This window comes from Bradyrhizobium sp. B039, from assembly GCF_038965675.1.
Classification (GTDB): domain Bacteria; phylum Pseudomonadota; class Alphaproteobacteria; order Rhizobiales; family Xanthobacteraceae; genus Bradyrhizobium; species Bradyrhizobium diazoefficiens.
In genome coordinates this window covers 227,967-249,943 of sequence record NZ_CP152416.1, presented here as the reverse complement: position 1 = coordinate 249,943, position 21,977 = coordinate 227,967, and the positions used below count along the sequence as shown (strand labels likewise).

General features: G+C 64.6%; 22 protein-coding genes and 1 tRNA gene. 12 read left to right on the top strand and 11 right to left on the bottom strand.

Annotation, left to right across the window (positions count from 1 at the left end; translation table 11 throughout):
* Positions 1 to 19: 19 nt before the first annotated feature.
* From AAFG50_RS01205 to AAFG50_RS01170, 8 genes are all read right to left on the bottom strand, one after another.
* Positions 20 to 895 carry an ABC transporter permease gene (locus AAFG50_RS01205; RefSeq protein WP_028174843.1) on the bottom strand — a complete coding sequence of 292 codons (876 nt, stop codon included), beginning with the start codon at positions 893 to 895 and terminating at the stop codon, positions 20 to 22.
* Positions 892 to 1,677, bottom strand: coding sequence for an ABC transporter ATP-binding protein (locus AAFG50_RS01200; RefSeq protein WP_049832547.1), 786 nt, complete (start codon positions 1,675 to 1,677; stop codon positions 892 to 894). Before AAFG50_RS01200 ends, AAFG50_RS01205 begins: the two co-directional genes overlap by 4 nt.
* Positions 1,678 to 1,721: 44 nt before the next feature.
* A complete protein-coding gene (locus AAFG50_RS01195; protein ID WP_028174845.1) occupies positions 1,722 to 2,771 on the bottom strand; it encodes an ABC transporter substrate-binding protein in 1,050 nt (349 codons plus the stop codon).
* The gene (gene leuB, locus AAFG50_RS01190; RefSeq protein WP_028174846.1) at positions 2,771 to 3,910 is read right to left on the bottom strand and encodes a 3-isopropylmalate dehydrogenase; all 1,140 of its coding nucleotides are present in this window, start codon (positions 3,908 to 3,910) and stop codon (positions 2,771 to 2,773) included. Before leuB ends, AAFG50_RS01195 begins: the two co-directional genes overlap by 1 nt.
* Positions 3,907 to 4,542 carry a 3-isopropylmalate dehydratase small subunit gene (gene leuD / locus AAFG50_RS01185; RefSeq protein WP_011083247.1) on the bottom strand — a complete coding sequence of 212 codons (636 nt, stop codon included), beginning with the start codon at positions 4,540 to 4,542 and terminating at the stop codon, positions 3,907 to 3,909. The genes leuB and leuD overlap by 4 nt, the downstream gene beginning before the upstream one ends.
* Positions 4,543 to 5,955, bottom strand: a complete 1,413-nt coding sequence (gene leuC, locus AAFG50_RS01180) for a 3-isopropylmalate dehydratase large subunit (RefSeq protein WP_198046598.1) — start codon at positions 5,953 to 5,955, stop codon at positions 4,543 to 4,545. It lies immediately after the preceding gene.
* Positions 5,956 to 6,127: 172 nt separating this feature from the next.
* Positions 6,128 to 7,081, bottom strand: a complete 954-nt coding sequence (locus AAFG50_RS01175; protein ID WP_028174848.1) for a LysR family transcriptional regulator — start codon at positions 7,079 to 7,081, stop codon at positions 6,128 to 6,130.
* 162 nt (positions 7,082 to 7,243) lie between these two features.
* A tRNA-Ser gene (locus AAFG50_RS01170) sits at positions 7,244 to 7,333 on the bottom strand.
* Positions 7,334 to 7,468: 135 nt separating this feature from the next.
* Between AAFG50_RS01170 and AAFG50_RS01165 the strand changes: the two genes are divergently transcribed.
* Positions 7,469 to 8,332 (top strand): alpha/beta hydrolase, encoded by an 864-nt coding sequence (locus AAFG50_RS01165; RefSeq protein WP_028174849.1) that lies wholly within the window; start codon positions 7,469 to 7,471, stop codon positions 8,330 to 8,332.
* Between the two features lie 174 nt (positions 8,333 to 8,506).
* Here AAFG50_RS01165 and AAFG50_RS01160 read toward each other — a convergent pair whose 3' ends face one another.
* Positions 8,507 to 9,631: an ROK family protein gene (locus AAFG50_RS01160; protein WP_011083251.1), complete on the bottom strand. Its 1,125-nt coding sequence runs from the start codon at positions 9,629 to 9,631 to the stop codon at positions 8,507 to 8,509.
* Between the two features lie 324 nt (positions 9,632 to 9,955).
* On the opposite strand from AAFG50_RS01160, the gene rplU reads away from it, so the two are divergent.
* The 3 genes from rplU to AAFG50_RS01145 all read left to right on the top strand — a co-directional run bounded on the left by rplU (position 9,956) and on the right by AAFG50_RS01145 (position 11,433).
* A complete protein-coding gene (rplU, locus tag AAFG50_RS01155; protein WP_011083252.1) occupies positions 9,956 to 10,345 on the top strand; it encodes a 50S ribosomal protein L21 in 390 nt (129 codons plus the stop codon).
* Positions 10,346 to 10,442: 97 nt separating this feature from the next.
* Positions 10,443 to 10,712, top strand: a complete 270-nt coding sequence (gene rpmA, locus AAFG50_RS01150) for a 50S ribosomal protein L27 (RefSeq protein ID WP_011083253.1) — start codon at positions 10,443 to 10,445, stop codon at positions 10,710 to 10,712.
* Between the two features lie 127 nt (positions 10,713 to 10,839).
* On the top strand, positions 10,840 to 11,433 hold the full coding sequence (locus AAFG50_RS01145; RefSeq protein ID WP_028174850.1) for a GNAT family N-acetyltransferase: 594 nt from the start codon (positions 10,840 to 10,842) through the stop codon (positions 11,431 to 11,433).
* A 180-nt stretch (positions 11,434 to 11,613) separates the two neighbouring features.
* On the opposite strand, the gene AAFG50_RS01140 is transcribed toward AAFG50_RS01145, so the two are convergent.
* Positions 11,614 to 12,528, bottom strand: coding sequence for a DMT family transporter (locus AAFG50_RS01140; RefSeq protein ID WP_028174851.1), 915 nt, complete (start codon positions 12,526 to 12,528; stop codon positions 11,614 to 11,616).
* A gap of 219 nt (positions 12,529 to 12,747) precedes the next feature.
* Between AAFG50_RS01140 and AAFG50_RS01135 the strand changes: the two genes are divergently transcribed.
* The 3 genes from AAFG50_RS01135 to AAFG50_RS01125 all read left to right on the top strand — a co-directional run bounded on the left by AAFG50_RS01135 (position 12,748) and on the right by AAFG50_RS01125 (position 16,237).
* Positions 12,748 to 13,227 carry a MaoC family dehydratase gene (locus AAFG50_RS01135; RefSeq protein WP_028174852.1) on the top strand — a complete coding sequence of 160 codons (480 nt, stop codon included), beginning with the start codon at positions 12,748 to 12,750 and terminating at the stop codon, positions 13,225 to 13,227.
* A 101-nt stretch (positions 13,228 to 13,328) separates the two neighbouring features.
* A complete protein-coding gene (obgE, locus tag AAFG50_RS01130; RefSeq protein ID WP_011083257.1) occupies positions 13,329 to 14,369 on the top strand; it encodes a GTPase ObgE in 1,041 nt (346 codons plus the stop codon).
* 233 nt (positions 14,370 to 14,602) lie between these two features.
* Positions 14,603 to 16,237, top strand: coding sequence for an alkaline phosphatase family protein (locus tag AAFG50_RS01125; RefSeq protein WP_028174853.1), 1,635 nt, complete (start codon positions 14,603 to 14,605; stop codon positions 16,235 to 16,237).
* Between the two features lie 45 nt (positions 16,238 to 16,282).
* Here AAFG50_RS01125 and AAFG50_RS01120 read toward each other — a convergent pair whose 3' ends face one another.
* Positions 16,283 to 17,260, bottom strand: a complete 978-nt coding sequence (locus AAFG50_RS01120) for a Bug family tripartite tricarboxylate transporter substrate binding protein (RefSeq protein ID WP_028174854.1) — start codon at positions 17,258 to 17,260, stop codon at positions 16,283 to 16,285.
* A gap of 216 nt (positions 17,261 to 17,476) precedes the next feature.
* On the opposite strand from AAFG50_RS01120, the gene proB reads away from it, so the two are divergent.
* The 5 genes from proB to rlmH all read left to right on the top strand — a co-directional run bounded on the left by proB (position 17,477) and on the right by rlmH (position 21,960).
* Positions 17,477 to 18,598 (top strand): glutamate 5-kinase, encoded by a 1,122-nt coding sequence (gene proB, locus AAFG50_RS01115; RefSeq protein ID WP_028174855.1) that lies wholly within the window; start codon positions 17,477 to 17,479, stop codon positions 18,596 to 18,598.
* 268 nt (positions 18,599 to 18,866) lie between these two features.
* Entirely contained in the window at positions 18,867 to 20,162 is a 1,296-nt protein-coding gene (locus AAFG50_RS01110; RefSeq protein ID WP_028174856.1) for a glutamate-5-semialdehyde dehydrogenase, read from the top strand.
* Between the two features lie 23 nt (positions 20,163 to 20,185).
* Entirely contained in the window at positions 20,186 to 20,830 is a 645-nt protein-coding gene (locus tag AAFG50_RS01105) for a nicotinate-nucleotide adenylyltransferase (protein ID WP_028174857.1), read from the top strand.
* Between the two features lie 196 nt (positions 20,831 to 21,026).
* Entirely contained in the window at positions 21,027 to 21,383 is a 357-nt protein-coding gene (gene rsfS, locus AAFG50_RS01100; RefSeq protein WP_027523570.1) for a ribosome silencing factor, read from the top strand.
* A 94-nt stretch (positions 21,384 to 21,477) separates the two neighbouring features.
* Complete coding sequence (gene rlmH, locus AAFG50_RS01095; protein ID WP_028174858.1) at positions 21,478 to 21,960, top strand: 23S rRNA (pseudouridine(1915)-N(3))-methyltransferase RlmH; 483 nt, start codon at positions 21,478 to 21,480, stop codon at positions 21,958 to 21,960.
* Positions 21,961 to 21,977 lie beyond the last annotated feature (17 nt).

The following is a 21,977-nucleotide window of genomic DNA, read 5'->3' as shown; positions in this document are numbered from 1 at the left end:
AATGTAACCCCTGCTCGGGCTACTCCGCCAGATTGTGCTGCTGCCAGCGCAGCAGATAGGCCTGCAATCGCCAGATCAGCGCGGACAGCGCAACGCCGACCAGCATCAGCACGATGACGGCGACCATCATGCCCGAGGCCTCCGCGCGCGCTTCGGACTCGATGATCAGGCGTCCGATTCCGCGTTCGGCGCCGATGAACTCGCCGACGATCACGCCGATCAGGGCGAAGGAGATCGCAGGCGTCAGCGAGGCGAAGACCCAGGCCATGGTCGATGGGATGACCACCGTGCGGGTGATCTGCCACTCGCTGGCGCCGAGCAGCCGCGCCGCGTTGACAAAGCCCTCGTCGATCGATCGTGCGCCTTCGAACGTATTGAAGAACACGAGGAAGACGACCACGATCCACGACGTCACGACCTTCGAGGTATCGCCGATGCCGAAGGCCAGCACGATGATCGGCGCCAGCGCGATGCGGGGAATCGAATTCACCGCCGTGATGAACGGCTGGAAGATCGCGCTCAGCCGGTCCGAACGGCCAAGCACCAGGCCCGCGGCAAAGCCGCTGCTCACGCCGGTCACGAAACCGAAGAAGGTGTTCTTCAGGGTGACGGCGGTCGCGATCCAGAGATTGTTCTCGGATCGTGCCATGCAGCGGGCGAATTCGCCATTGAACCAGCCGTTGAACACGCCGAGCTTGGACTTGAGACAGCTCAGGATCAGGAAATGCTCGAAGATGTCCGAGGGTTTTGAGACGAAATAGGGGTCGAGCAGATCAGGCACCAGCCAGGGGAGCCGGCCGTGCAGATCGTAACCCCATTGCCAGATCGACAGGAAGCAGGCGCAGATCGCCATTTGCCAGGCCAGGGTCCTGCCGGCGTTGCGAGCGCGTCTCATGGCTTGCGGCCCTTGATGAACTCTTCGCCGAGCGAGTGCCAGATCAGCTGGAACAGCTCGGCATAACGCGGCGTCTCCCGGATCTTCACCGCATTGCGTGGGCGGGCAAAATCCACATCGAAACTCTCCTTGATCCGGCCGGGCCGCGCGGAGAACAGAATGATGCGGTCTGCCAGCGTCAGGGCTTCGCCGAGATCATGGGTCACGAACAGCACGGTCTGCTGCTCGCGTTCCCAGATGCGAAGCAGCACGTCGTGCATGTCGATCTTGGTGTGGGTGTCGAGCGCGCCGAACGGCTCGTCCATCAGCAGGACCTGCGGCTCAACGACCAGCGTTCGCATCAAAGCGGCGCGCTGGCGCATGCCGCCGGACAATGCAGAAGGGTAGGCGTTGCCAAAGCCCTCCAGCCCGGCCTGCACCAGGCAGGCACGGACACGCTCCTTTCGCTCCGCCACCGGGACGCCCGCCAGCTCCAGGCCGTAGCCGATGTTGTCGGCGACTGTCCGCCAGGGAAACAGCGTATCGCGCTGGAACACGTAGCCGACGTCAGACGTCGCCCGTCCGGGGACAACAGGCGTTCCGTCGATCAGAATCTGACCGCTGGTCGGCTTGACCAGTGTCGCTATCATGTTGAGGACGGTGCTCTTGCCGGAGCCGGATGGCCCGAGCAGGGCGACGAATTCGCCGCGCCGGACATTGAAGGAGACGTCGCGCACCGCCTCGATGGCGGTGCCCGCCAGCTGGAAAGTCTTGCACAATCCGCGCACGTCGATGCGCCGCATCTCAGGCGGCGCGTCGGCGTGCGGCGCATGTAAGGCCTGCACGCTCAAGCCGGATAGGCCTTGCGTGCCGCTTCGATGAAACTGGTGGTGACGACGTCGGCCATGGCGAGCGGCTTGATCCCGGTCATTTCACGGAACCAGACCTTCTGGCCGCGTGCAAAACTCTCCGCATCGATGACGCATTCGTAGTCGGTGACCTTCTTCATGATCCCAATGTCGAAAACATTCGCATCGCGCGACGTGCTCCCGACATAAGGCTCGATCGCATCGTAGATCTCTTCGGGGGAGTGCCCCTTGATCCACTGGGTCGCGCGCCACAGCGCCGTGACGAACGCCTGCATCTTCTGCGGGTCCTTGTCGATGGTCGACTGCAAGGTGAAATGAGACGTCACCGGGACCTTGCCGCCGATATACCTGGCCCAGACCGCCTCGTCGGTTCCGTCGAACAACAGCGCGCCCCAGCCCTGCTCGATAGAATCCTTCAGGATCGACGGCGAGTTGATGAGGACATCGACCTGTTTCGTTTTCAACGTCCCCATCATGGTGTCGACATTGCCGGTGCCGATCCAGGTCACCTTGTCGTCGAGCCCCATGGTTTCCATGTAATAGGAGGCCCAGACGTGGTTGGTGCCGCCAAGCGACGACACCGCAACGATCGGCTTGCGTCCGTCAGGCCGCTTCCACTTCGCCAGCGCCTCCAGCGTGGTGATGCCCTGATCGAACAGATCCTTGCGGATGATGAAGATCGCGGCGTTGCTGCGGGTATCGACCGGCATCAGCACGCGCGCGCTGCGGCCGTGATTGCTGAGCTGCATCGGGTGGGTGATGTCGCCGATGCCGATATCTCCCTGGGACGAAGCAATGATCTCACGGGTCTTCACGCCGCTGCCGCCCTGGATCAGCTTGCAGTCGAGGCCGGCCTCCCTGAAGAACCCGGCACGGTCGGCGACGAATTGGGACTGATACACCGGAATGGCCACCGGGTAGATCACGCGGCCCGACGGGGTATCCGCCCACGCCCGCCCCGCCGCCATGGAGACACCGGCGCCGGCGACAATCGTCAGCGCCGACCGTCTTGTGACCCGAGTTCTCATCACGCGTGCTCCCTCTCCTTGCCGACCACCTTGTCGAGCGCGTTCAGCACGGCATCGCCCATCTCCTGGGTCGAAAGTCTTTTTGCGCCGGGTTCGGCGATATCGGCCGTTCTTGCGCCGGCGGCCAGGGCCGTATCCACGGCCTTCTCCAGCAGCGCGGCATCTTCAGGCCGATGGAGGGTAATGCGCAACATCATTGCGACGCTGAGGATCGAGCCAAGTGGATTGGCGATGCCCTTGCCCGCAATGTCGGGCGCGCTGCCGTGAACCGGCTCATAGAGCGCCTTGCGACGTCCGAGCCGGTCCGGCGGCCCGAGCGAGACCGACGGCAGCATGCCGAGCGAGCCCGACGCCATCGCCGCGCAATCGGAGAGAATGTCTCCGAAGATATTGCAGGTCACCATGACGTCGAATTGCGAGGGTGCCCGCACGATCTGCATCGCGGCGTTGTCGACATAGAGATGCGTTAGCTCGACATCGGAAAACTCCGCTTCATGCAGCGCGGTGACCTCCTCGCGCCACAGCACACTGGTCTCAAGCACATTGGCCTTGTCGACGGAGCAGACCCGGCCCTTGCGCGTCCGTGCCAGCTCGAACGCGGTTCGCGCCACCCGGCGGATCTGGCTGGTGGTGTATTGCTGGGTGTTGAAGCCGCGGCGCTGGCCATCGGGCAGCGTTTCGATGCCGCGCGGCTCGCCGAAATAGATGCCGCTGGTGAGCTCGCGGATGATGGTGAAGTCGACGTCCTTCAGCACCGCGGCCTTGAGCGGCGCGGAGTCCGCCAGCGCCGGATTGGCGACGATGGGCCGGAGATTGGCATAGAGGTCGTATTTGCTGCGCAGCGACAAGAGGCTTCCCGCCTTGCGCGCGGCCGGTGGGACCTCCGTCGTCTCCGGGCCACCGGTCGCGCCCCAGAGGATCGCATCGGCCTCCTCCATCGCCTCGACGGTGTCATCCGGCAGCACCTTGCCTGTCGCGAGATACGGGATCAGACCGTATTGCGCTTCGCGCAGAATCACCGGAGCGCCGCGCCGGTCCGAGAACCATTTGAGAATGCGATGGGACTGATCGGTCACTTCCGGACCGATGCCTTCACCACCGACCACGGCCACCTTGATCGTGTTCGAGAGCGTGTTCATGCCTGATGTCCTGCAAAGTGAATCCACGGCCGCGCGGTGCGGTCGGATGCCTGGAATCCGCGGATCTCTTGGTCGCGCCGCAAGGTCAGCGAAATTTCGTCGAGGCCTTCGAGCAGGCCCGCACGTCTGCGCGGATCAATCTCGAAGACGTGCCTTAACCCCGATGGCGAGGTGACCGTCTGCTCCTGCAGATCGACCGTGAGGCGTCCCGCGCCCTGGCTCGCTTCGATGTCGGCGGCGAGGCTGTCGATGATGGCCTTGTCCAGCACCACCGGCAGGATGCCGTTCTGGAAACAGTTGGCGAAGAAAATGTCGCCGAAGCCGGATCCGATGATGGCGCGGATACCCATCTCCTGCAGCGACCACACCGCCGCCTCGCGCGATGAGCCGCAGCCGAAATTCGGACCCGTGACCAAAATTTCCGCCGCGCGATACGGCTCGCGATTGAGGATGAACTCCGGATTGTCCGAGCCATCAGGCAGATAGCGGAGCGAGCCGAACGCCCATTTGCCGAGACTGCCGCGGACGGAATTTCCGATCATGCGATTGATGCTGATGATGACGTCCGTATCGACATTGGTGCGCATGATCGGCGCGGCAATCGCGGTCAACTTGGTAAAGGGCTCCGCCATCTAGCGCTCCATGGTTCGGACATCGGCGATGGCGCCGGAGACCGCCGCCGCCGCGGCCATGGCCGGGCTCGCCAGATGGGTGCGGGCACGCGGCCCTTGCCGGCCGATGAAATTCCGGTTCGACGTCGAGACCGAGCGCTGGCCGGGCGGCACGGTTTCGCCGTTCGCGGCGAGGCACATCGAGCATCCGGGCTCGCGCCATTCGAAGCCCGCGTCGATGAAGATCTTGTCGAGCCCTTCGACCACCGCATCGCGCTTGACGGTCTCCGAACCCGGCACGACCCAGGCGCGCACGCCGGGCGCGACCTTGCGGCCGCGCGCGACCTCGGCCGCGCCGCGCAGATCGCTGAGACGGCTGTTGGTGCAGGAGCCGATGAAGACCCAATCCACCGGCGTGCCGGCGATCGGCGCGCCCGGCGTCAGGCCCATATAGTCGAGCGCGATCTCGATCGCGCCGCGGCGCGCCGGATCGGCAATGTCCCGGGGATCCGGGATGCGGCCATCGACACCGAGGACATGTTCGGGACTGGTGCCCCAGGTGATCTGCGGGATGATGGTTGCGACATCGATCGACACCTCGCGATCGAACATTGCGTCCCTGTCGCTCCGAAGCGTCCGCCACGCCGTGACGGCCCGCTCCCACATCTCGCCTTGCGGCGCGTAGGGACGTCCCCGGACATAATCGAACGTCGTCTGGTCCGGCGCGATCAGCCCCATCTTGGCACCGAGTTCGACCGACAGATTGCAGATGGTGAGCCGCCCTTCGATCGGCATGTCCCTGATCGCGCTGCCGGCGTACTCGACCGCATAGCCGATGCCGCCGGCGGCGCCGACATGGCCGATCAAAGCGAGGATGAGATCTTTCGCCGTGACACCGAACGGCATGCGGCCGTCGAACGTCACGCGCATGGTTTTCGGCCGGCGCTGGATGATAGTCTGGGTCGCCAGCACATGCGTGAGCTCGCTGGAGCCGATGCCGAAGGCAAGCGCGCCGAGCCCGCCATGGGTGCAGGTGTGGCTGTCGCCGCAGACGATCAGGCAGCCGGGCAGGCTGAGACCGAGCTCCGGCCCGATGACATGGACGATGCCCTGCCCCGGCTGGTCGATGTCGAACAGCCGGATGCCGCTGGCGGATGTCTCGGTCCGCAACGCCGCCAGCAGCTCCTGCCCGGTCGTGATCGTGCCGGCGCGCCCGGACGCCGTGGAAATCGCATGATCGGGCGTGGCAAAAGTCAGCTCGGGATTGTGGACCGGGAGGTTGCGGCTCTTGAGGTCGATCAGGCCGCGGGAGCCGCCGAGATCGTGCAGCAGATGACGATCCACATGAAGCAGATCGGTGTCATCGCTGACATGGGCGATGACATGCTGGTCCCAGATTTTGGCCAGCAGCGTGCGACCACGCGTGTCCACGATCCGTCCTCCCCTGATCGGCATCTGATGTGCCGTAGTGCCGCCGATCATGCCGACCGAGGGCAATCCTGGGAAGCAGGATAGAAGCGCGTCCCGCAAATGTGCAGTGACGGTTTGGCAGGGTGCCATCGCGGCCGGCGATGGCAGGCGATGGCAGGCGTTGACACGGGCGATGTCAGCCCCTGCTGCGGACGACCGTCAGCCGGTCGGAGACGCTGCTCGTGGTGAGACCCGTATCATCCTGGGTCCGCAAATGGTCCACCAGCAGCTTCGTCACCGGCGGCAACGATTTGTAGTCGCGCACGCCCATGACCAGCTCGCGTCGCGCCCAGGACTCATCGAGCGCGACGGTGACGAGGCTGTCGACACCGTAGCGGCCGCGAACGATCTCGAGCGGCACGACCCCGACCCCCATCCTGGCATCGATGACGCGGAACAGCGCATCGAAGCTGCTGACGCGGATGCGCACCTTCAGGTGCTGCCCGAGAGCGGCCGCCGCCCTGACACACAGCGTCTCGATCGAGCTGCCCTTCTCCAGGCTGACGAAGTCGAAATCGACCAGCTCGCGGAAGCGAACGCTGCTGCGACCGGCCAGCGGATGGTCGCGCGTGACCAGCGCGACCAGGCTGTCGCTGCGATAGGACAGCAGCTCCAGATCCTGTGCGTCGATGTTGCCGCCGAAAATGCCGATGTCGGCCCGGTTCTCCATCACCGCGCGCACGATCGCGGGGCTTAGATCCTCCTCGATGTCGATATGCACCAGCGGATGCCGCTCCAGGAACAGGCTGAGCTCGTCGGCGAGAGCTTCGAGGATCGCGGACTTGTTGGCGCAGACCCGGATCAGCCCGCGCTTGCCCTGCCGGTATCCGGTCAATTCGGTCTCGAGCCGGCTCAGGTTTCCAAGGACGATGCGGGCATGCTCGAGCAAGGCAAAGCCGGCCGGCGTCGGCTCGATCCCCTTCGAATGGCGATGCAGCAGCTCGACCTGGAAACGGTCCTCGATATCCGAGATGCGCCGGCTGACCGCGGACGCGGCGATGTTCTTCTTCTCCGCCGCCTTCGCGATGCTCTGCTCCTCAACGATCGCCACGAAGAGCTGCAGCGTCAGCAGATCGATTTTGGCCGTCATCCGTCGGGTCCTCGGGGCGGGCTGTCATGACGGACATTGTGGAGAAGCTTGCCGCCCCGCCGCAAGTGCGGTGTCGGATTGCGGTCCCCTGGAGGCGACACCAGAAGCTGCTGCGATCTTGAGGATTCAGTGCTTGAGGCGAGGCTTTGAGGCCGATTGATATGGCGGAGAGGGAGGGATTCGAACCCCCGATAGGCTTGCACCTATGCCGCATTTCGAGTGCGGTGCATTCAACCACTCTGCCACCTCTCCTGAAGGCGCCAAGTAAGGAGCAGGGCCCCTGTGGTTGGGGGCGTTAATAGGCGAGGATGGCGGGCCAGACAAGGCGCGAAAGGGGAAAATCCGCTGCCTCTTTCAACCCCCATCCTTCGCCCGGGAGGAACCGCGATGGAGCATCTGACGATCAAGGCCAATGGCGCCAATTTCCACCTGGTTCGCGCTGGAAAGGGCAAACCGCTGCTTTTGCTGCATGGTTGGCCGGAATTCTGGCTGACCTGGGAGCCGGTGATGGCCCGGCTGGCCGATCGCTTCATGCTGATCGCGCCCGACCTGCGCGGCTTTGGCGACAGCGACAAGCCTGACGGGCCTTACGGGCCGGACGGCCATGCCGCCGACATGCTTGCGCTGATGGAGGGGCTCGGCATCGAGCGATTCGCCGTGGTCGGCCACGATGTCGGCGGCGCCGTGATGCAGCCCCTGGCGCGGCAGGCACCGGGCCGGCTCGCCGGTCTCTTCTTCTTCGATTTCGTCTATCCCGGCATCGGACCGCGCATGGCGGCGCCCGACCGGCTCAACCACATCTGGTACCAGTCCTTCCACCAGATGGAGATGGCCGTGCGGCTCGTCGGCGCGAGCCGCGAGAGCTGCCGGCTCTATATCAGTCACTTCCTGAAGGGCTGGGCGCATCGAAAAGACGCCTTCGACGACGTCCTCGACGCCTTCGTCGACAATTTCTCTAGGGTGGGCAACCTTGCCGGCGGCTTTGCGCATTATCGCGCCTCGCATGCCGGGCGCGTCGCGATGATGAAGGGCGAAGCTCCACAGCTTCCGCCGATCGACGTGCCGACCTGCGTCCGCTGGGCCGAGCACGATCCGCTGTTTCCCTATGCGTGGACCGACCGGCTCGGCGAGACGTTCAGCGCGCTCGATCTCGCGATGTTTCCCGGCGCCGGCCACTTCCCGCATCGGGAAAATCCCGACCACGCGGCCGCGGAGATCGCGGCGTTCTTTCAGCGCGTCGGCTGGAGTTGAGTCCGGATAAGGGGTGGGACCGCCAGACGCGGTAAACACTGGCGGTCCCGTGCCGCTCATTGCAATACTGACCGGGAAGGGCGGCTTCGCCGGCCAGGTGAGGCGACAGATTCGACCGTAGCGGGTGCCCCATGCACCGCAACGCAATCCGTCCCTTAACCTAACCAGTCAAGGTTACTCCTTGTCAGACTTGGCCTTTTTCTTCCCATTCTCGGTAGAATCACGGTCTTTCCCATTGTCCTTGCGGCGGTTGGTGAAGCGCGCATTGCCGAGGCCCGTGCCGATGGTGAGCACGCCCCAGCGCTCGACATCCTGCATGAACGGCACCTCGGAGAGGCCCTGAACCACGCCGTCATTGTGCATCAGGATCGCGGTGTCGTGCTCGCCGATCTCGGGAATGCCCTCGATCAGGCTCGCCGGCAGGTTGAACTTGCTGCTCTCCCAATTGCCCGGCAGGTTCTGCGCGCCCTTCTCGATCGAGCCGTCGGCGTCGATCACACCGGGACAGGCGATGCCGATGAAGGGCGCGAGCTTGAAGCCTTCGGTCTCGGCCTCGGCGATCAGCCCCTTCAGCATCTTGGTGAGCCGCTTCACCGCGCCTTCGCGCGTCGGCTCGTCGTCGGCATGACGCCATAGCTCGGATTTCACGACCTTGGCCTTCGACAGGTCTTTTGCCTTTTTCCAGCTCGTTTCCACCAGGCCACAGCGGATATTCGTACCGCCGATATCGACGGCGAGGATGCTGTCATGAGCCTCGAAGATCCATGACGGCGCCAGATGCAGCGCACCGATCAGGCCGGCTTCATCGGGATGATGGCGGATCGGCTGCATGTCGATCTTGAAGTCCTCGGATTTCAGGATGATCTCGGTGCGCGCGATCGCGAGCTCGCCGAGCCTGGAATCACGAAATCCGCCGCCGACCATGATGCGCTCGGTCTTGGCCCAGGCCTTGGTCTTGAGGAAGCGGCGCGTGACATAGGCGAGCTGCTGGGCGAAATCCTCGATCGCGCTGTGGACCAGCGCCGAGGCCTCGGTGTCGTCGCCGATCAGGATCGCATCCAGCGTCTTCTTGCTGATCTGGTCCGAGGGCTCCTTGCCGAACGGGTCCTCGCCGGTCTTGCGCAGCGGCTTGCGCCAGCGGTCGAGGATCTCGCGGAACGCGCCCTTGCTGGCGCGGTCGCCGAGAAAACCGTCCTCGTCCTTGATCTCGATGTTGAAACTGTCGACGTCCACCGACGGCAGGCGGCTCGCGCCGTGCTGCGCAATGCCCGTCGTCGCGACCAGTTCGTCCGTTGCCATGGGACCCTTGCCCGCTTGCGAAATCTGGGGGACAACGGCGCGGGAACCCGTTGGTTGCAACGCCGGGGGAGAATCGGCGGATGGGCGGGCGGCCAAATCCTTCAAATCCGGGCCTTTTTCAGCGGTTTTCCTTGACTTGCGGCGTCCGGCGGCTATAAGTCCCACACCCGGCGCGGGGCGTTTCTCGCGCCGCTTGTTTTTGCGTGGGTTTTCAAAGGGATAACTCCCGCCCGCACAAAACTCGCATAAACCCATAGCGACTGACAAAAAGCCAGCCCCGACGGACTGTCGCGAGGCCGGGATTGAACACGAAGGAAAACAACGATGTTCGCAGTCATCAAAACCGGCGGCCGGCAGTACCGCGTCGCTCCGGATGATGTCCTGGAAGTAGGCAAGATCGAAGGCGAAGTCGGCTCGATCGTGCAGCTGAATGAAGTTCTGGTGGTCGGCGGCGACACGCCGATCCTGGGTCTGCCCACGGTGGCCGGCGCGTCCGTTGCGGTCGAGGTGCTCGACCACAAGCGCGGCCCCAAGGTCATCGCGTTCAAGAAGCGCCGCCGCAAGAATTCGCGCCGCAAGCGCGGCTACCGCGACGAGATCACGGTGCTGCGCGTCAGCGAGATCCTGACGGACAACGCCAAGCCCACCAAGGGGCCGCGTCCGAAGAAGGAGAAGGTCGCCAAGGAAGCGACCAAGGAAGACGCCGCCGCATAAATTGATCACGCCAATTCACGAATTGATGCGTGAGAAATTATGAAATGATTCCGTCAAGGAATTGATCTAGAACTACTCAGGATTTCGGAGACGAGCCATGGCTCACAAAAAAGCAGGCGGTTCATCGCGCAACGGTCGCGATTCAAAGGGCAAGCGCCTCGGCATCAAGGCGTTCGGCGGGGAAGTTGTGATTCCCGGCAACATCATTGCGCGTCAGCGCGGCACCACCTGGCATCCCGGCCTTAATGTCGGCATGGGCACGGACCACACTTTGTTCGCCAAGATCGAGGGTCGCGTCACGTTCCAAGCCAAAGCCAACGGCCGCACATTCGTATCGGTACTCCCGATCGCAGAGGCGGCTGAATAGACGGTGGATCAAATTTGGAGTCCGCCGGGTCCTGACCAAACCGGCGGAGTCCACAAATAGGCTCCAGGGGAGGCGGGAAACCGGCCTCCCCTTTCGTTTTGTCTTAGTGACTTCGACGGAGCCGGACATGTTGCAGGATTTTTCGAGCACCACCTTGCGGGAGGCGAGACCGAGCGTCGTCGCCACCGAACGGCTGACCTTGCGGCGGCCGACCCTCGCCGACGTCAGGACCATCGCCCGGCTCGCCAATGATCGCCGCGTCGCCGAGAACACGCGCCGCCTGCCGCATCCCTATTCGCAGGACGACGCCATCGAATTCGTCCGTACCACCGCCGAGATCGGCAGCGAGACCGTGTTCCTGATCGAGCACGACAGCGGGCCGGTCGGCATGGTCGGGATCGACTGCTCGAAGCCCGACAATGCCGAGCTCGGCTACTGGCTCGGCGTCGAGCATTGGGGCCAGGGCTTCGCCACCGAGGCCGCACGCGGCGCGATCGACTTCTTCTTCGAGGAGTTCGAGGACGACCACCTCCATGCCGGCGCGCGCGTCACCAACCCCGCCTCGCGCAAAGTGCTGGAGAAGTGCGGCTTCCAGTGGAGCGGCGTCCAGCTGCACCGCTTCCTGGCGCTGGGCTCGTCCACGCCCGTCGATTGCTTCCGCCTGTCGCGCGGGGTGTGGGCGTCGCTGAAGAGCTGGAGCAGCGCAAGACGGGTGAGGTAGGGCGCAGGCCGCGCCACAATCGCCACTGTCGTCCCGGGGCGCGACGAAGTCGCGAGCCCGGGACCCATAATCCCAGGGAGCAGTGCGAGGCGAAGCGCCCACTCCGAGTCGTCGCCAAACCACTCCCTGTGGGTATGGGTCCCGGGCTCGCGCTGCGCGCGCCCCGGGACGACGTTGTGGCTACGCCGGCGGATTTACCTCGTTGCTCGGGCGCCCCAGATCGCGCTCACGCAAGTAGATATAGAACCCGGCGCCGATGATGATGGCGGCGCCGACGATCGTTGCAATCGACGGCACGTCGCCGAACACGACGAAGCCGAAGATCACGGCCCAGACGATCATCGAATATTGATAGGGCACGACGACGCTGGCCGGCGCGAGCTTGAGGGACCGGTTGACGCAGAACAGCGCCGTCACCGAGATGCATCCGGCCAGGGCGAAGATGACGAGGCTGCCTGATGTCGGCGGCACCCAATGGAATGCCGACAACACCGCGCCCAGCGAAAACGTGCCGACGAATTGCGAGGACGCCATCACGATGTCGGGGGTCTTGCGCAGGCTGCGGGTGATCAGCATCAGGGTTGCAAAGGACAGGCTGCCGCCGAGCGCGATCAGCGCCGGCAGGCTGACGGTCTGCGCCGACGGCCGCAGCGCGATCACGACGCCGCAGAAGCCGATCAAAATCGCCGTCCAGCGCCGCCAACCCACCTTCTCGCCCAGGAAGATCGCCGACATCGCGGTGACGAAGATGGGGCCGGCGAGGTAGTACGTGATGACGTCGGCGAGCGGCAGATAGACCGTCGCAAGGAAGAAGGCCGCCACTTCCAGCGTCGAGAGCACGACGCGAATGAGCTGCAGGCGCGGCCGCTCCAGATGCAGGAACTGGCGACGCTGCCGCCAGATCAGCGGCGACAGCAGCAACAGCGCCGCGCAGGCGCGCAGGAACAGCAACTGCCCCACCGAATAGGTCCCGACCAGGAACTTGCCCATGGCGTCGCCGAACGAGAACATGAAGATCGACAGCACCATCAGCGCGATGCCGGCGAGGCGCGCGGAGCGGTCGTCATAGGCGGAGAGGTTCTTGAAGAAGGGCATTGAAACGAGTCGGAGTGTGAGAGGTCGTCATTGCTTCGTCGCTTCGCTCCTCGCAATGACGGGCGGAGAGAGCACGGAAAACCCGCGATTAGCGTCGCTTGCGGTCGTTTTAATGACGTGAGCGACTGGGACAAGCCCGCCACCGCCGAATTGAACGGATTGTCGCACTCTTCGCGTCGCGGTAGCGATAGGCGCCTCATCGACAAAGAGAGCTTTGACATGACCGACTTCGATCCGGCCCGGCACCGCATGATCCCCACGCAACGCTGGTTTGAGGATTTCGTCGTCGGCGAACGCTTCGTGCTGCCGAGCCGGACCCAGACCTCGGCGGTGTTCGCGGCGTTCCAGACCGCGAGCGGCGACACCCACCCCGTGCATTACGACGTGGAATATTGCCGCAGCCGCGGCATGCCGCATCTGCTCGCCCACGGCTTCCAGACCTTGATCCACACCGCGCCCGGCGCGGGCCTGTTTCCGTTCATGGTCGAGGACTCCCTCGTCGGCTTCCTCGAGCAATCGAGCCGGTTCCTCAAACCCGTGTTCGCCGACGACACCATCTATCCCGCGCTCGAGGTCACCGAACTCGCGCCGGGACGCTCGACCGGCGTGGTGACGCTCAAAAGCACCGTGTTCAACCAGCGCACGGAGCTGGTGCTGGAGGGCATTCAGAAATTCCTGATCCGGCGACGGCCCCACTGAAGTCGTCTTGGGTTAAGCAAGGGGCGAAATTCGCGGAATTTCGGCCGGTTTGCGGGTAAGTCCGGGTTGCCGCGGGGGACCGGCTGGCCTACCTATGGCCCATGAAATTCCTCGACGAAGCAAAGGTCTATATCCGCTCCGGTGACGGTGGGAACGGCTGCGTGGCGTTCCGCCGCGAGAAGTTCATCGAATTCGGCGGCCCCTCCGGCGGCAATGGAGGCCGCGGCGGCAACGTCATCATCGAGGTCGCGGACGGGCTCAACACGCTGATCGACTACCGCTACCAGCAGCATTTCAAGGCCCAGAAGGGCGAGAATGGCGCAGGCTCGGACCGTCACGGCGCCAACGGCAAGAACATCGTGCTGAAGGTGCCGATGGGCACGCAGATCTTCGATGAAGACCGCGAGACGCTAATCCACGACTTCACCAATGTCGGCGAGAAATTCGTGCTCGCCGAGGGCGGCAATGGCGGCTTCGGCAACGCGCATTTCAAATCCTCGACCAACCGCGCGCCGCGCAACGCCAATCCCGGCCAGCCCGGCGAGGAGCGCTGGATCTGGCTGCGGCTGAAACTGATCGCGGATGCGGGCCTCGTCGGCCTCCCCAATGCTGGCAAGTCGACCTTCCTCTCCAAGGTCAGCGCGGCCAAGCCGAAGATCGCCGACTATCCCTTCACCACGCTGCATCCGCAGCTCGGCGTCGTGAATGCCGACGGCCGCGAATTCGTGCTGGCCGACATTCCCGGTCTGATCGAGGGCGCGCATGAAGGCGCGGGCCTCGGCGACCGCTTCCTCGGCCATGTCGAGCGCTGCCGCGTGCTGCTGCATCTCGTTGATGCGACCTGCGAGCACGCCGGCAAGGCCTACAAGACCGTGCGCACAGAGCTCGATGCATATGGCGGCCTGCTCACCGACAAGATCGAGATCGTCGCGCTGAACAAGATCGACGCGGTCGAGCCGGACGAGCTCAAGAAGCAGAAGGACCGGCTGAAGCGCGCCGCCAAGAAGACGCCGCTGCTGCTCTCCGCCGCGACCGGAGAGGGCGTCAAGGAAGCGTTGCGCGCGCTTGTCGCAGTGATCGGCGAGGCCCCGGTGTCCGCCAAGGCGAAGAGCGCCGCCGAAGCCGAGCCCTGGTCGGCTTAAACTATCTCCCCTGGGTTGTCCCGGCGAAAGCCGGGACCCATAACCACCGAATGCGATTTGGCGAAGATTGGTCATTGCCATCTCGCGCCATAACATCTTCTGAGGAGTATGGGTCCCGGCCTTCGCCGGGACGACATTGGAGTGTAGGCTGCGGGCACCCGCATCACTGGCAGGTTGTCACCGGCGCTCTAATATCGCAGCATTAAACAAGCAAGAAACGGCAGGGATGACGCATGGCGCGCGCGAAGAACGTTCTCTGGATCATGTGCGACCAGCTTCGCTATGACTATCTCGGCTGCACCGGCCATCCCACGCTGAAGACGCCCAACATCGACGCCATGGCGAAGCGCGGCGTGCTCTTCAGCAAGGCCTACGTGCAGTCGCCGATCTGCGGGCCCTCGCGGATGTCGTTCTACACCGGCCGCTACATGCGCTCGCACGGCTCGCACTGGAACGGCTGGCCGCTGCGCGTCGGCGAGCCCACGCTCGGCGATCACCTCAAGAAAATCGGCGTGCGCAATGTGCTGGTCGGCAAGACCCACATGGCGCCCGACCTCGAAGGCATGAAGGCGCTCGGCATCCCGCCGGAATCGATGATCGGCGTGCACGTCGCCGAATGCGGGTTCGAGCCCTATGAACGCGACGACGGCCTGCATCCGACCGGAAGGCCGCGCCCGAAATACGACGAGTATCTGCGCCAGCAGGGATTCGAGGCTACAAATCCCTGGGAGCATTGGGCCAATTCAGGCGCGGCGGAGGACGGCTCGTTGCAGAACGGCTGGCTGCTGGTGCATGCCGACAAGGCTGCGCGCGTGCCGGAGGAGCATTCCGAGACGCCCTACATGACGCGGCGCGCGATGGATTTCATCAGCGAGGCCGAGACCGACGGCAAGCCGTGGTGCCTGCATCTGTCCTACATCAAGCCGCACTGGCCCTACATCGCGCCCGAGCCTTACGCCAGCATGTATTCGACGGACGACATGATCCCGGTGATCCGCTCCGAGCGCGAGCGGCAGAACCCGCATCCGGTGTTCGGCGCCTATATGGACATGCGCTACTCCCACAACATGGCGCGCGACGACGCTCGCGAGAAGGTGATCCCGACCTATATGGGCCTGATCACGCAGATCGACGACCAGATGGGCGCGCTGATGAAATTCCTGGAAGAGCGCGGCCTGCTGGACACCACCATGATCGTGTTCACCTCCGATCATGGCGACTATCTCGGCGATCACTGGATGGGCGAGAAGGATCTGTTCCACGAGCAGTCGGCAAAGATTCCGCTGATCATCATCGATCCCTCCCGGGAAGCCGACGCCACGCGCGGCACGCGCAGCGACGCGCTGGTGGAGGGCATCGATCTTGCGCCGACCTTCGTCGATTATTTCGGCGGCAAGGTGCCGGGCCACATCCTCGAAGGACGCTCGCTGCTGCCGCTGCTGCGCGGGCCCACACCGCCGGACTGGCGCAAGGTCGCGTTCTCCGAATACGACTACGCTATGCAGGACGTGCGACTGAAACTGAATCAGCCGATCGAGCGCTGCCGCCTGTTCATGGTGTTCGACGGCCGCTGGAAATACATCCACGCCTCGGGCTTCCGTCCGATGCTGTACGATCTCGAGACCGATCCGGAAGAGTTTTTGGATCGCGGCGATGATCCTGATTGCGCCGGCATCATCGCGCGGTTGCAGGCCGAGCTGTTCGACTGGGCGCTGCATCCCAACGACCACATCACCACGCCGCGCGAGAAGATCGCGGCTTATGCCGACAACCAGCTCCAGGTGAAGGGCGGCGTTTTGATCGGCATCTGGGACGAGGCCGAGCTTGCAGCGATCAAGGACGGCATCGCGCAGCGAGCGAAGCTTTGAGTCTGTCTTCTCCCTCTCCCCGCTTGCGGGGAGAGGGAGAAGAATTCAATTCTCGATCTTGTATCCCGTCGCCTTCACGATCGGCTGCCAGAACGCCGTGTTGGCGGCGAGTTCCTTGGTCAGCTCATCCGGGCTGCTGCCGACCGGGATCAGGCCGATCGCAGTGAGCTTCTCCTTCACCTCGGCCTTGGCGAGGGCAGCGCTCGCGGCGGCGCCGAGCTTGCTGGCGAATTCCGGCGGGCTGCCGGCGGGAAGCCACATGCCGTACCAGGCATCCGCAACGAGAGCGATGCCGCTCTCCTTCAGCGTCGGCACCTCCGGCGCGAAGGGCGACCGTTCCGCGCTCGAGACCGCGATGACCTTCACGCCCTTGGCGCGGTGCTGCGGCAGCGCATCGGCCAATGTCACGATGCCGAACGACAGATGGCCGCCGATGAGATCGTTGAGGATCGGCGCGCTGCCGCGATAGGGCACGCGGGTCAGGGGAATGCCGAGATCCTTCTCGAGCTTGGAGCCCATGAAATGCGGAATGGTGCCGTTGCTCGGCACCCCGAACGACGTCTTGTCCGGATGCGCCTTCAGCCAGGCCACGAATGACTTGAAATCGGCAGCATCGATCGCCGGGCCGATCACGACGGCGAATTCGAACCGCGCCAGCAGCGACACCGGCATGAAATCCTTGGCCGTGTCGAAGCTCGGCGTCGTCTCCACCATCGGCAGCAGATACATGGTGGGGCCCGTCGTCACCAGCACCATGCTGCCATCGGAGTTCGCACCCTTCACCGCCTTGATGCCGATCAGGCCGTCGCCGCCAGTGCGGTTCTCGACCACGATGGTCCTTTGCAGCACCGGCGCCATCTCCTGCGCGATCAGCCGGCACAGCGTGTCGCCGCCGGCGCCCGCCGCGAACGGAAAGATGATTTTTGAAAGCCCCGCCTGCGCTTGCGCCCCGCCCGCCTCTGCCAGCAGCGGCAGCCCAAGACCTCCTCCAAGACATCCGGCCATGAATTTGCGGCGATCCATACGTTTCCCCTTCCAGCCCGTTATTGGTTGCCGGCATTAGAACCGCCCCCGCGCTCAAGACAAGGCCGAAGACCAAGCCACGTTGCGCCGTTTACCGGGCCAGCCGCCTTGCGCCGGCCATCGTCCTGCTGCAAAAGCAGGCCTTATCGGAGCCGCTTGTTTGCTCCGCCGTTCCCGAACCCGAGCAATTCGTCACACGCGCCAACACATACACACATGGCCAGCCCCGAACTCAGTCAATTCCGCCGCATCGTCGTCAAGGTCGGCTCCGCGCTGCTGGTCGATTCCGACAAGGGCGAGGTGCGGACGTCCTGGCTCGCCGCGCTTGCCGACGACATGGCCAAGCTGCACAAGGAGGGACGCGACGTCCTCGTCGTCTCCTCGGGCTCGATCGCGCTCGGCCGCAGCCGGCTCAAGCTGCCGCGCGGCCCGCTGAAGCTGGAGGAGAGCCAGGCCGCCGCGGCCGTCGGACAGATCGCGCTGGCGCGGATCTGGTCGGAGGTGCTAGGGGCCCACGGCATCGACGCCGGGCAGATTCTCGTGACGCTCCAGGATACCGAGGAGCGCCGCCGCTATCTCAATGCGCGCTCCACCATCGGCAAGCTCCTGGAGTGGCGCGCCATCCCCGTGATCAACGAGAACGACACGGTCGCCACCACCGAGATCCGCTACGGCGACAACGACCGCCTCGCCGCGCGCGTCGCGACCATGGCGAGCGCCGATCTCCTGGTGCTGCTCTCCGATATCGACGGGCTCTACGACGCGCCGCCGAAGAACAACCCGAACGCAAAGCTCATTCCCGTCGTCGACAGCATCTCCTCGGAGATCGAGGCGGTGGCGGGCGACGCCGAGTCCGAGCTGTCGCGCGGCGGCATGCGCACCAAGGTCGAGGCGGCCAAGATCGCGACCACCGGCGGCACGCATATGCTGATCGCCTCCGGCAAGATCGAGCATCCGCTCCGGGCGATCGCCGATGGCGGCCGCTGCACCTGGTTCCTGACGCCGGCCAATCCCATCACCTCGCGCAAGCGCTGGATCGCGGGCACGCTGGAGCCGAAGGGCACGCTGACGATCGACGCCGGCGCGGTGACGGCGCTGCGTGCCGGCGCCAGCCTGCTGCCGGCCGGCGTGATCAAGGTCGAGGGCCAGTTCGCCCGCGGCGATGCCGTGATCGTGCGCGGCCCCGATACGAGCGAGATCGGCCGCGGCCTGATCGCCTATGACGCCGACGACGCCGAACGCATCAAGGGCCGCTCCTCCCCTGATGTGATGACCATCCTCGGCATCAGCGGCCGCGCAGAGATGATCCACCGTGACGATCTGGTGGTGGGCGGGTAAACCCGTTGCTCCGTCATTCCGGGATGGTCCGAAGGACCAGACCCGGAATCTCGAGATTCTCAGGTGCGCAACCGCGCACCATAGTTCAATGCTCCGCATCGCCCCGGAATGACGCCCAAGGAAAACATGGACAAGCCCGCCACAACGTCGGGGCTGGGCCAATGACCCAGCCGTCGCGCGGCCGGGGAGACCTGCCATACCCTCCCCGCCCTTCGCAAAAGCGGGATTTCCGTGCTAGGACACCGTCTTAGCAGAAGGTTGAAACCCCATGGCCGCCCCCCTCAAAGCCGTTGACGGCAATGCCGATCTCCAGGCGCTGATGTCCGATCTCGCCACCCGTGCCCGCGCTGCCGCGCGCGTGCTGGCGCTGGCGCCGGCGGAGCAGAAGAACCGGGCGCTGGAGGCCATGGAGCGGGCGATCCGCGCGAACGCGGCTCCGATTCTCGCCGCCAATGCCGAGGACGTCGCTGAGGCTCGCGCCTCCGGCAATGCCACCACCTCCTTCATCGACCGCCTGACGCTGACACCGGCGCGTGTGGAGAGCATGGCCGAGGGCATCGGCATCGTGCGCGGCATCGCCGATCCGGTCGGAATCGTCACCGAGAGCTGGCAGCGGCCGAACGGCATGACCATCGAGCGCGTGCGCGTGCCGCTCGGCGTCGTCGGCGTGATCTTCGAAAGCCGGCCGAACGTCGCAGCGGATGCCGGCGTGCTGTGCCTGAAGTCCGGCAATGCCGTGATCCTGCGCGGCGGCTCCGACAGTTTCCGCTCCTGCCGCGCCATCCACGAATGCCTGGTGCAGGGCCTGCGCGAAGCGGGCCTCCCCGAGGCTGCGATCACGCTGGTGCCGACGCGCGACCGTGCGGCGGTCGGCATGATGCTGTCGGGGTTGAACGGCGCGATCGACGTCATCGTGCCGCGCGGCGGCAAGAGCCTCGTCGCGCGCGTCGAGCAGGAGGCGCGCGTGCCGGTGTTCGCGCATCTCGAAGGCGTCAACCACGTCTATGTCGATGCCAGCGCCGACCTCGCCATGGCGAAGTCGATCGTGCTCAACGCCAAGATGCGGCGCACCGGCGTCTGCGGCGCAGCCGAGACGCTGCTGGTCGATCGCGCGGCTGCTGCGACGAGCCTGAAGCCGCTGGTCGAGATGCTGATCGAGGCCGGCTGCGAAGTGCGCGGCGACGACGTCGTGCAGAAGACAGACGCGCGCGTAAAGCCTGCGAACGACGACGATTGGGACACCGAATATCTCGACGCGATCATCGCGGCGAAGGTGGTGGACGGCGTCGACGGCGCGATCGCGCATATCCAGAACCACGGCTCGCATCACACCGATGCGATCGTGAGCGAGAACGAGGCCGCTGCGAAGAAATTCCTGAGCGAGGTCGATTCCGCCATCGTGCTGCACAACGCCTCGACGCAATTTGCCGATGGCGGCGAGTTCGGCTTCGGTGCCGAGATCGGCATCGCCACCGGCCGCTTTCACGCCCGGGGACCTGTCGGCGCCGAGCAGTTGACGAGCTTCAAATATCGCGTTCACGGCACCGGGCAGACGCGGCCGTAGATAACGTCGCGAGGCGCGGGCAATTGAGCAACAATTTCGTCGTGCCGCGTTTCATGGCGCAAGCGATCCCGCCCTCGACCCCGGGCATGCGCGTCGGCCTGCTCGGCGGCTCCTTCAATCCGCCGCATCAGGCCCATCGCGCGATCAGTCAGTTCGCGCTCAAGCGATTGCAACTCGATCGCGTCTGGTGGCTGGTCACGCCCGGCAACCCGCTGAAGGAGAACGGCACGCTGCATGAACTCGGCGCGCGCATGCAGGCCGCGCGCGACGTCGCCAACGATCCCAGGATCGAGGTGAGCTGTCTCGAATCCGTCATTCGCACGCGCTACACTATCGACACGATCAACACCTTGCGCCGCCGTCTCCGCGGCCTGCGCTTTGTCTGGATCATGGGCGCCGACAACCTCGCTCAATTCCACCGTTGGCAGGACTGGCGGCGCATCGCCGGCCAGGTGCCGATCGCGGTCATCGATCGCCCGCCGCAGAGTTTTCGTGCCCTCGCCTCTCCTGCCGCCAAGGCACTATCGCGCTACCGCCTCCCCGAGAACGAGGCGGCGTTGCTGGCGGATCGGCCGGCGCCGGCCTGGGTCTTCCTCACCGGACTGAAGCTGAACCTGTCCTCGACGGGCCTGCGGAACCCGGACGGGAGCTGGAAAGGTACGAAGTGAGACAGACTGTGCGGATCGGGGCTCTCTGGCATATTGAAACCCTTAACCCCACATGATGTAGTGTAACCCGCGAGGGTCGGATTCGGCTCTCGCGATACAGTGAAAGGAATGGTCCCTGGCCACATCTGTATTGTCCAAGTCTGTTTTACCCAAGGTTGCTAAGCCTACGCGTAAAACATCGACCAAAGCTGCGGCCTTGAAGGCGCAACCCGACGCCGACAAGACGCTGAGCCTGATCCTCTCCCGCCTCGAGGACATGAAGGCGGAAGAGACGGTCACAATCGACCTTCGCGGCAAATCGGCGTACTCCGACTACATGATCGTCACCACGGGCCGGGCCAACCGGCACGTCGGCGCGATCGCGGAAAACGTCACGAAGAGCCTCAAGGAAACCGGCATCAAGAACATCCACGTCGAGGGCTTGCCCAATTGCGACTGGGTGCTGATCGATTCCGGCGATGTGATCGTGCACGTGTTCAGACCCGAGGTCCGCGAGTTCTACAATCTCGAGAGATTGTACACGCAGGGCCCAGGGGCGGCGAAGGCGATCTAGAGGCTCAAAGAGCCGATTTCGAATCGGCTGACGCGCATGCTAGCGTCGTGTGCGCGCGAGATGCGCGCGGCCTCGAAAACACGACTCTGAACACATGCGTGTTGCTGTCATTGCGGTGGGCCGGCTGAAGCAGGGCCCCGAACGGGAGCTTGCCGACCGCTATTTCGAGCGGTTCGATGAGGCCGGCCGCAAGCTCGGATTCCGCGAGCTGTCGATCCACGAAATTCCCGAGAGCCGCGCGCGCGACGCCGCGACGCGGATGGCCGAAGAGGCTGCGGCGATCGGTGCGCACATCCCGGACAAGTCGATCCTGGTGGCGCTGGACGAACGCGGCCAGAATCTCGATTCCACCGTATTCGCACGGCACCTCGGGCGCTGGCGCGACGAGGGTGCCGGTCATACTATCTTCGTGATCGGAGGGGCGGACGGACTTTCGCCCGAATTGCGCCGTAAGGCCAAGCTCGCGATCGCGTTCGGCTCTGCGACCTGGCCGCACCAAATGGTCCGCGTCATGCTTCTGGAACAGCTTTATCGGGCCGCCACCATCCTGGCCGGCCACCCCTATCACCGCGCGTGATCCGCGCCACAACGAGC